This is a genomic window from Candidatus Zixiibacteriota bacterium (assembly GCA_040753495.1).
In the GTDB taxonomy this organism is placed as follows: Bacteria; Zixibacteria; MSB-5A5; order GN15; family PGXB01; genus DYGG01.
Genome location: JBFMEF010000159.1, coordinates 23,810 through 32,871, shown reverse-complemented (window position 1 = coordinate 32,871; position 9,062 = coordinate 23,810). Strand labels below are relative to the sequence as shown.

Sequence of the window (9,062 nt, the reverse complement as noted above, 5' to 3'; positions counted from 1 at the left end):
AAAATCTCCGATTGTCAAAACCCCCACTCGCGCCTCGCCATGCACACAAGGCTCGGGGGGATTTTGACCTACTCGGCCGCTGCCTCACTCCATCTTAAACGCCGCCCGCACCGTCACCGTGATATCCTTCTGCTTGGTCTGCGTGTTATACATCCCGTAATCGCTCACCTCGGCCGAGAACGGCTCGGTTATCTGGAAAACCCCCGCCCGAAGTGACGTCACCGCCCCCAGTTTCATCCCGGCATTCCCGGCAATCTCCTCGGCGCGACGCCGCGCATCCTTGGTGGCGTCGGCCAGAAGTTCCATCTTGATATCCGCCAGCTTGGAATAGAAATATTCCAAATTCGAATTCTGGAACACCACTCCCTTCTCCATCAGGACCGCCGGATTGAGCGCCAACTCCTCGACCGCTGTCAGGTTTGAAGTTATCACAAACGCCCCCTGCTGAAGGGTATAGCCGGTCACCTGTCCCTGGTTGTTGTACCGCTGCATGGTGTTAATCGGCTGGACTGTCATATCTTTTTCGCTCAAACCTTTCTCGGTCAACACCGCTTTGAGAAGGCTCATATCGTTCTGCAAAAGTTTATACCCGGCGCTGACATTGCTCAAATCGGTGTCGCGGCTCAGATAAATCCGCCATTTGACAATATCCGATTCGAACCGTTTGGTAGCGGCGCCGACCACATTGACACTGTCCACCACCGCCCGCGAATTATAAATGAACAGCCCCAGCACAAAAAACGCGATTATCACGCTCAGCCCGATAACAACAACATAACTGCCTTTCATATTATTTCCTTGTGAAAAAAATAGATTCCGCTCTTCCTTTCAGGAAATATATCGACTTTTCTTCGATGATGTCAAGATGGCTGCCCCAATGGTATATCTTTTATACCAAATGGTATTAGATACGTGCTTTTCTTCCTTCTGGAGTTGACCTGGGGTTCAATCTGGTGGACAGACCCTTCAGTCTCATTGATATCTACCCCACGCTTAATCAGTTTTTTTCTTAAATTGATCTATTTTTTAGATCATTTCGCTGATTTTTCGGTCTTGACAAGATTATGCACTCGGTGGTTTCGATTCCCCCGCCTTCAGCCCACTGATTATCCCGTTCAGTTTCTCCACCTCGGCCCGGGCGACTTTGTCAAAATCTTCCTCAGATGAGGCGTAAAGCACTGTGCGGGATATATTTATGAGAGCCATCCGCTTGAAATTGTCCGTTCCGTTAGTGACCGCCTGCTCCAAGCTTCCTCCCTGCGCCCCTACCCCGGGAATCAAAATCGGCACCTCTCCGGCGACCTTTCGGATTTCAGTCAGTTGCTCCGGATGGGTCGCCCCCACCACCAACCCCAGGTTCTGCTCCTTGTCCCAGTAGGCGACTTTCTCAGCGACATACATATAAACCGGCTTATTCAACACGTGCAGAAACTGAAAATCGCGACTGCCGGGATTGGAGGTCAGGCAGAGCACAAACGCCCCTTTATCTTTATATTCCAGAAACGGGCGAATCGAGTCATACCCCATATACGGATTGACCGTCACCCAGTCGGCGCCGAACCTCTCAAACATGGCGGTGGCGTAATGCGCCGCGGTATTGCCGATATCGCCAAATTTCCCATCCAGTATCACCGGAATCTCATCCGGAATCTTTGCCACAATCTTCTCCAGAAGCGAGAAACCCTCCGGACCGAGTTCTTCAAAAAAAGCGATATTCGGCTTATAGGCGCAGACCAGATCGGCCGTCGCCTCGATTATCCGGGTGGTAAAATCGTACAATCCCTTAATAGTCGTGGCATACTGTGTCGGAACTTTCTTCCGGTCGAGGTCGAGCCCGATACAGAGCATCGATTTATTCTTTTCCTGGACTCGTTTCAATTCGCCGGCGGCGCTCATCAATATTCCTTTAATTGCCCAATCAGGTCGGTGATTTTATTCAATTTACGTTTTATTAAGAATTTTTTCAAGTCTTTGATTATTTTTACCGGCGCATCCGGCTCGACAAATAGCGCCGTGCCAACCTGTACTGCCGATGCCCCGCAAAGCATAAACTCTACCACATCCTGATAGCTGGTTATTCCGCCAATCCCAATAAGCGGAATCTTCACCGCCTTATATACTTTATTCACCATCGCCAGCGCCACCGGCTTGATAGCCGGGCCGGATAACCCGCCGGTATTATTGGTCAGGCGGGGACGAAAACTCTCGATATCGACCGCCATTCCAACCAACGTGTTGATTAGCGATAAAACATCGGCGCCTCCCGCTTCGCAGCCGCGGGCTATAAGCGCCACATCGGTCACATTCGGCGATAGTTTCGCTATTACCGGACGGCCGAATACTTTCTTAACTGATGCCACCGCTTTTTCCGCCAGCAGCGGGTCGCGGGCTATTTCCATCCCTTCATCCACATTGGGGCAGGAAAAATTCAGCTCCACCATATCGGCGCGCGGGCAGTCAGCCAGCCGGGCGCAGATATCGACATATTCCTGAACTCTCGCCCCGGCGACATTGACAATAACCTTCGTGTCGTACTTTTCGAGGAATTTCAGCTTCTCATCGATGAATTTATCCACCCCGACATTCGCCAGACCGATAGCGTTGAGCATCCCGGATGACGTCTCCGCTGTGCGCGGCGGTGGATGTCCTTCGCGCGGTTTCACCGTAATCGATTTAGTGACTATTCCCCCGAGAACCGACAGGTCATAAATATCGGCAAGCTCCTCGCCGTAACCGCAGGTGCCTGACGCCGTCAGAATCGGATTCTCGAATTTGACTCCGGCGATTTCAACTTTAAGGTCGGGGGTCATAACCGCACCTCTCCGACATTATAGACCGGTCCCTCGCGACAGACACGGGTATATCCCCCGGCTGTCAGCGGAAGAATACATCCCAGGCAGATACCAATCCCGCACGGCATCGGCGCCTCCAGCGACAATTGTCCCGGTATTGATTTTTCGAGAGCCAATCTGTCCACCGCTTTAAGCATCCCTTCCGGACCGCAGGCGTATATCCTGCAATCTCCAGATAAACCGTCAATCTCCTTCGCCAGCGCCTTGGTTATCAGTCCCCTGAATCCCAGACTGCCGTCCTCAGTGGCGGTGACAACCCTGATGCCGAGTCTCTTTATTCGTGCCAGTTCCACCAGGTCTGTTCTGGAGTTGCCGCCGTAGAAAAATACCGCTTTCGATTTATTGGTCATTATTGGCGCCAGTTCTTTTGCCAGAAAATATATCGGCGGCATGCCAATGCCGCCGGCGACAAGCAAGGCGGTTTCCTTCTTTGTCGGAAAGGCAAAGGAATTCCCCAGCGGTCCCAGGATGTCGAGATGGTCGCCGGGATGAAGTCGCGATAAGAGCGCAGTCCCCCGTCCGAAGACTTTAAAGATGATTTCCACCGCTTTCTTTTGGGGATGAACATCATATACAGAAAAAGCGCGGCGGAAATAGATGTCGGTGTGGGGAATCTTTATATGAACAAACTGCCCCGGCTTTATCGCCTTGACTTTTGAGAAGGGACTTATTTCGAAAGCAAAATAACTGTTGCCTAATTCTTTCTTTCGCTCAATTGTCGCTTGCTCGACCGTTATCTTGCTCATCTTATGCTCTTTGGGAGCGCCACAAAATACTTATAAACGAACCAGGAGTCAAGTTTATCCGGCGGTATCCAGCCGGTATTGAAATGCGACAGGGCGACAATCTCTGTTGCCTCTTGATTGAGTTCGGGAGAAGGAGACGGGTTCATCAGACGAAGATCAACCACGTCCCCGAAGGGGTCAATTTTTACCTGGAAATATAAAGACCCCTCAAAATTCAGCGTGTATGCCGCCGGCGGATATCTGAACTCCCGGTCCACCCTTATCGGCGCCTCCTGTACCAGCATCAACGTATCGCCGTCAGGTCCAATGAAATACTTCTCCTCGGTGGTCATGGTCCGCTGCTCGGTGGTATCGATCGTCCTGTCGGCTACCGTTGCCGGTTTCGGCTTCGCCTGCGCCCCTTCATCGCGATTATCATCGGTCTGTCTGAAAATCCCCGGTTTGTAGCTCAGTCTTTTCTCCGCTTCCTTTCCCAGGTCGGTCCGCGGAAAGGAGTCGGCGAAATCGGCGTAAGCGAAATAGAGCGAGGAGTCGCCCGGGCTCTCGTAAGTTTCCGTTAACCAGAGAAGCGCAAAGCGCGCCTGCTGATAAAGATGCGATTTCGGAAAACTGTCCGCCACCAGCTGAAAGTAATAGCGGGCGGAATCTACCTTGCTCGAGTCGAAAGCAAAAGATTCCGCTTTCCGGTAGTAATATTGCGCATAACCGGTATCGGCGGCCGTTCCCGCCAGCCCCAGGAGGTCTATCACCTGGGGTATAAAATCGGAGCGGGGATATCTCTTCAGCACCGCCCGCAGCGTGGTATCGAACGCCAGCGTATCATTATACTGGTCGCGGTATAAAAGCGCCGTCGCTATCATCGCCTTGGGCGCGATATAAGTGCTTTCGAAATGCTGTATCACATACTGAAATTCATTCAACGCGGAGTCCGGTTTCCCCAACTGCATCAAGTACAGTTCCGCCAGAAGATACTGCGTCATGGCGGCGCTATCGAGAGCGCCCGGAGGGGCCGCCGTATCCGAGGTCGGCTCCAGCGTCTTCTTCTTCGTGTACTCCTCAAGTTTTCCGATATCGGCGGAGCGCTGAAGGGCATCCTGCTGAATCGGTGTGCCATATCCGCCGCTCTTCGCCAGGTCGTAATATTCTTTTGCTTTCTTATAATTCTCATAATCATACTGGTAAATCAGCCCCAGATTATAATTGGCGTACGCCGCATGTTGCTTCTGTTCCGAGTTTGCCACCCGCTTGTAAACCTCTTCCGCCAGACTCAGGTCGCCGTTTAGTTCATGACCATATGCCACCAGAAGATTAATTGCCGGCAGAGAGTCATAAAAGAGCTTGTTGTCCGCCAGTTTCTTCAAATACCCCATCCCATCCTCAATTTCATATATGAATATGGAGCATTCCCCCGCCTTGTGGGTCGCCCGGAATTCTTCGGCCAGGTCCGGTTTGAAACTGAGCACCTTCAGATAATTCTCGCGCGCCTTCCGGTAGTTGTAGCGGGCGAAATGGCCGTCCGCTATATAAAGCTGCGCCATGATTTTTTCGTTGCGATTCCCCAGCGAATCGACAATGACGTTAAAATACCTTTCCGCCTCCGGATATTTCTTATTCTCAAAGTAATACTCTCCCAGCGTCATCGCCGCTTCGGTCCGAATCGACTTCTCTTTGCTCTCCTGATAAAGCTTCTCGAAAAGTGCCATCGCATCCTCTTCGTCCCCCAGCTTCATCTTCGCTTTGGCCAGATAAAGACGACCCTCTTTAACATATTCCGACTCCGGATAATTGGCTAAGAGTTCGCGGAAACGACGTTCCGCGCGATCGTAATCTTCAGTGTAGAAACTCGAAACCCCGTTGACAAAAAGAGCGTCATCATACCAGCTTGAATTCGGATGCTTGTCCAGAACCTTTTGCGATTTCTCTATCGCTCTGCTGTATTGCCCGGCGTACGCCTTCCCGCCGGTTCGACCGGCTGCTTTACGGCCCGACTCGGCGTCATTAAATGCCTTCCGGGCATGATAAAAGGTGTTATAGTAAACACATCCGGAGACAATCAGCAGCGTCAAAAACGCCGCGCTTAATAAACTATGCCGTCTCATATTCCAGTTCCTGGATAAATCCCTGGCTCAATCCGGCGTCGTAAAACGCCTCCACCGCTTCCTCAAACTCCTCCACCGAAATGCGCCGCGAAATTGGCTTCACGTCCGGCGCCTTATACGCCGGAAAATACTGGCTCATCAGCGACAAATGAATCTCCGGCGAAACCTCCTCCGCCAGAAAGCGAAATATCCCCGCTGAACCGGACAATCGATTCGGAAGCACCAGATGCCGGACTATTACGCCGCTTTTCCCGATTCCGTTCCGGTCGCAGCGCAGGTTTCCCACCTGGTCAAACATCTCCTTCACCGCCGCGCGGTTGGTGGCTACATAATTATGGCATCCGGAATATTCCAGCGCTACGGCGTCATCATTATATCGCATATCCACAAGATATATATCAATTATACCCGCAAGCCGCCTGATTATATCCCGCTTCTGATAGCCGGAGCAGTTATAGACCAGCGGAAGCTCCATCCCCTCCCGACGCGCTTCCCCCAACGCCATCAATGCCATCGGCAACATATGGTCGGGCGTTACGAAATTGATGTTGTCGGCGCCGCGCTTCTTAAGACTCAGCATCAATTCTTTCAGTTCTGACACCGTGACATCCCGTCCGTTCCCATACTGGGATATCGGATAATTCTGGCAATATTTGCAGAAGAGCGAGCAGTTGGAGAAAAATATCGTTCCTGACCCGCCGCCTCCCGACAGCGGCGGTTCCTCTCCATAATGCAGATTGGCGCTGGCAATCCTCAGAGTCGCGGTGCTGCCGCACTTACCCAGTTGCCCCTCGCGGCGATTCACCCGGCAATCTTGAGGACAAAGTTCACACCGCGTAAGTGTTTCGAACAACTCCTCCCCGAGCCTTATTATTTCCTCGGCCGATTTTCTTATCATTTCTTGAATATCTCAACTAACTGAGGAAGAATCTCCCCCGATTTTCCCTGCAGGGCAAAATCGGCGTACTCGGTCAGCGGAGTCGGCTCCAGGTTTATCTCCACCAGATATGCCCGGTGACGTCTTGCCGTCAACGGCATAGCCGCCGCCGGGTGCACCAGCGCCGAGGTGCCGATAGAGAAAAACAGTTCCGCCCGCGATGACGCCTCAAAAGCATCGCTTAATGCCCGCTCCGGAAGCATCTCCCCGAACCAGACCACATCCGGGCGAATACGGCCGCCGCAATCGCACCGGGGAAGATTCCCGCCTTCGAGACTTATCTCCCCTTCATACGGCTCGCCGCATTCAAAACATTTATTCTTAGTTATATTCCCGTGCACTTCCAGAACCTTCTGCGAGCCGGCTCTTCGGTGCAAGCCATCCACATTTTGCGTAATCAATGTGAAATCAGGATAAAATTTCTCCATTTCCACCAGGGCGTAATGCGCGGCGTTCGGCGATACTTTATTCATAATCTCCCGCCGATGCAAATACCACTCCCAGACCAGCTTGGGATTGCTCATAAACGCTTCCACCGTCGCCAGTTCCTCGGGACGAAATTTCGACCAGAGTCCCTCCTTGCCACGAAAAGTCGGCACCCCCGATTCCGCCGATATCCCGGCCCCGGTCAAAACCGCCACCTTCTTCGCCTTTTTCAGGCGCTCCATAAGAATTTCCGGAAACTCCATCATACCGCTCAAAGATACAAAAAATCCCTTCTCCTCGAAATAGTTATTTATATTTGCTCACGCTACTTAAAGAAGTTGACATCAAGATGCCTCGAAAACTGATATTCGCAGTAATTGCCATTGTCTTAAGCCTCCTGGCTCTGGAAGCGGTCGCGCGGTTAGTTGAATTTAAGACCGGCCGAAACGCTCTCTCGCTCGAGCCCTCCGAAGGATGGCAAACGGCGTTTTTCAGTCGCTTCTTCGACTGGCACGAACCGGACCCCGAACTTCTCTGGCGTTTCCGCGCCAATCTCCAGAATCCGCTGATTAAAACCAACTCCAGCCATCTCCTCGGCGATGAATTGCCCATAAAGAAAACCCGCAACCAGTTCCGCATCCTCCTGCTCGGAGATTCCTCCCCCGTAGGGTTAGGGCTCATTTCCCGAAAACAGGCTTTCGGAGAACTGCTGCGTCATTTTCTTCAACTCAATCTGGCGGGAAAGGCCGAAATCGAACTGGTCAACGCCGCCGTTTCCGGTTACTCCAGCGAGCAGATTATTCACTTCCTGCGGAATAAAGGATGGTCTTACCAGCCCGATGCCGTGATTCTGTACTGCGGCAATAATGACGCCTCTATTTCGGGCGAATATTCCGACCGGGAACTGCTGCAGAAACAGAAACTGATTTCACTCAGAAAACTCTTACAGGGTTCCGCTTTTTACCGATTTCTCCAGTCCTTATTCTTTCACCGCGAAAAAGAAAATGTGGCGCCCGCGCAGCCTTTAAAACCGCGCGTTTCCTCTGATGAATTTGAGGAGAATCTTCGTCTGATAAAGACCGAATGCCGTCAGAGACTGATTCCGCTGATTATCCTGAAACCGCCCGCGCCGCGCCTCTGGCCCGCCGGTCTGCAATTCCGTGTCTTCACCCATTTAACAGGTCGAACCGGTGAAACGATAATTCCCCAACCGCTCGCCGCGATTCTGGGACAAAACATTAGTTACTGCCTCGACAGCAATCTATTTCATCAGTTATACGGTGACGGCGATTTTTTCACCCGCGCCGTATTCCAGTCGGCTTTCACTGAAAATCTCCCTGCCGCCGCGGTCAAGAAGATGTATGAAGATTCTCTTCGACAGGAGCAGAACAATCCTCTTCTCTGGAACAACCTCGGCGTCGCCTTTTGGCGCAACCGGGAATTTATCCAGGCTGAACATTGCCTGATTACCGCCCGTCAGTTATATGCTCATGAAAACTCCGCCGCTGATAACTTTCTGCGGCTCAGCGGCGGCTCCCCCATTTTATATAATATCGGCATCAATCATCTCTCGCAGTCATCGCTGGAAGCGCTTGCGGATTCCGCCTCTCTCCCCTTCATCTATCTCGACTCCGCCCTGCAGGCCGATTACTTCTCGCTCCGTATCAAACAGAAGTATCTTGACGCCATCGACCGCCTTGACACCGTCGGCGTCATGATTCTTGACCTTCCCGCGCTATTTCATTCCCGCGGCGGCGAAAAACTGTTCATTGACCACTGCCATCCCACCGCCGAGGGGCATCGCCTCATCGCGGAACTGCTGACCGATAAAATCCTCGCCAGCGGCATTATCAAAGCCTCCCCCTGACTATCGATACCGCAAACTTCTCAGGAATATTCCTCGGTGCCCCACCGCTTGCGGTGGGATTTTAAATATGCGGACTTCCCACAGTTTGTAGGTCAAAATCCCCCCGAGTCTCGTGTGCATAGCGAGGGACGAGTG

8 protein-coding genes are annotated in these 9,062 nt (G+C 52.1%); 1 reads left to right on the top strand and 7 read right to left on the bottom strand.

The window, feature by feature from the left end:
- Positions 1-84: 84 nt before the first annotated feature.
- The 7 genes from AB1690_10545 to AB1690_10515 form a co-directional block, all read right to left on the bottom strand.
- A complete protein-coding gene (locus AB1690_10545) occupies positions 85-789 on the bottom strand; it encodes an SIMPL domain-containing protein (protein MEW6015750.1) in 705 nt (234 codons plus the stop codon).
- Positions 790-1,062: 273 nt separating this feature from the next.
- Positions 1,063-1,896, bottom strand: a complete 834-nt coding sequence (gene pyrF / locus AB1690_10540; protein MEW6015749.1) for an orotidine-5'-phosphate decarboxylase — start codon at positions 1,894-1,896, stop codon at positions 1,063-1,065.
- Positions 1,896-2,810, bottom strand: coding sequence for a dihydroorotate dehydrogenase (locus AB1690_10535; protein ID MEW6015748.1), 915 nt, complete (start codon positions 2,808-2,810; stop codon positions 1,896-1,898). The genes pyrF and AB1690_10535 overlap by 1 nt, the downstream gene beginning before the upstream one ends.
- Entirely contained in the window at positions 2,807-3,598 is a 792-nt protein-coding gene (locus AB1690_10530; protein ID MEW6015747.1) for a dihydroorotate dehydrogenase electron transfer subunit, read from the bottom strand. The genes AB1690_10535 and AB1690_10530 overlap by 4 nt, the downstream gene beginning before the upstream one ends.
- Positions 3,595-5,697 carry a tetratricopeptide repeat protein gene (locus AB1690_10525; GenBank protein MEW6015746.1) on the bottom strand — a complete coding sequence of 701 codons (2,103 nt, stop codon included), beginning with the start codon at positions 5,695-5,697 and terminating at the stop codon, positions 3,595-3,597. Before AB1690_10525 ends, AB1690_10530 begins: the two co-directional genes overlap by 4 nt.
- Positions 5,684-6,502 carry a radical SAM protein gene (locus AB1690_10520; GenBank protein ID MEW6015745.1) on the bottom strand — a complete coding sequence of 273 codons (819 nt, stop codon included), beginning with the start codon at positions 6,500-6,502 and terminating at the stop codon, positions 5,684-5,686. The genes AB1690_10525 and AB1690_10520 overlap by 14 nt, the downstream gene beginning before the upstream one ends.
- Positions 6,503-6,591: 89 nt before the next feature.
- Positions 6,592-7,302 carry an NAD-dependent deacylase gene (locus tag AB1690_10515; protein ID MEW6015744.1) on the bottom strand — a complete coding sequence of 237 codons (711 nt, stop codon included), beginning with the start codon at positions 7,300-7,302 and terminating at the stop codon, positions 6,592-6,594.
- 107 nt (positions 7,303-7,409) lie between these two features.
- On the opposite strand from AB1690_10515, the gene AB1690_10510 reads away from it, so the two are divergent.
- A complete protein-coding gene (locus tag AB1690_10510; GenBank protein MEW6015743.1) occupies positions 7,410-8,927 on the top strand; it encodes an SGNH/GDSL hydrolase family protein in 1,518 nt (505 codons plus the stop codon).
- Positions 8,928-9,062: the final 135 nt, after the last annotated feature.

Coding starts and splice junctions, on each gene's coding strand:
- AB1690_10545 (MEW6015750.1), bottom strand. CDS start 789: ATGAAAGGCAGTTATGTTGTTGTTATCGGGCTGAGCGTGATAATCGCG.
- pyrF (MEW6015749.1), bottom strand. CDS start 1,896: ATGAGCGCCGCCGGCGAATTGAAACGAGTCCAGGAAAAGAATAAATCG.
- AB1690_10535 (MEW6015748.1), bottom strand. CDS start 2,810: ATGACCCCCGACCTTAAAGTTGAAATCGCCGGAGTCAAATTCGAGAAT.
- AB1690_10530 (MEW6015747.1), bottom strand. CDS start 3,598: ATGAGCAAGATAACGGTCGAGCAAGCGACAATTGAGCGAAAGAAAGAA.
- AB1690_10525 (MEW6015746.1), bottom strand. CDS start 5,697: ATGAGACGGCATAGTTTATTAAGCGCGGCGTTTTTGACGCTGCTGATT.
- AB1690_10515 (MEW6015744.1), bottom strand. CDS start 7,302: ATGGAGCGCCTGAAAAAGGCGAAGAAGGTGGCGGTTTTGACCGGGGCC.
- AB1690_10510 (MEW6015743.1), top strand. CDS start 7,410: ATGCCTCGAAAACTGATATTCGCAGTAATTGCCATTGTCTTAAGCCTC.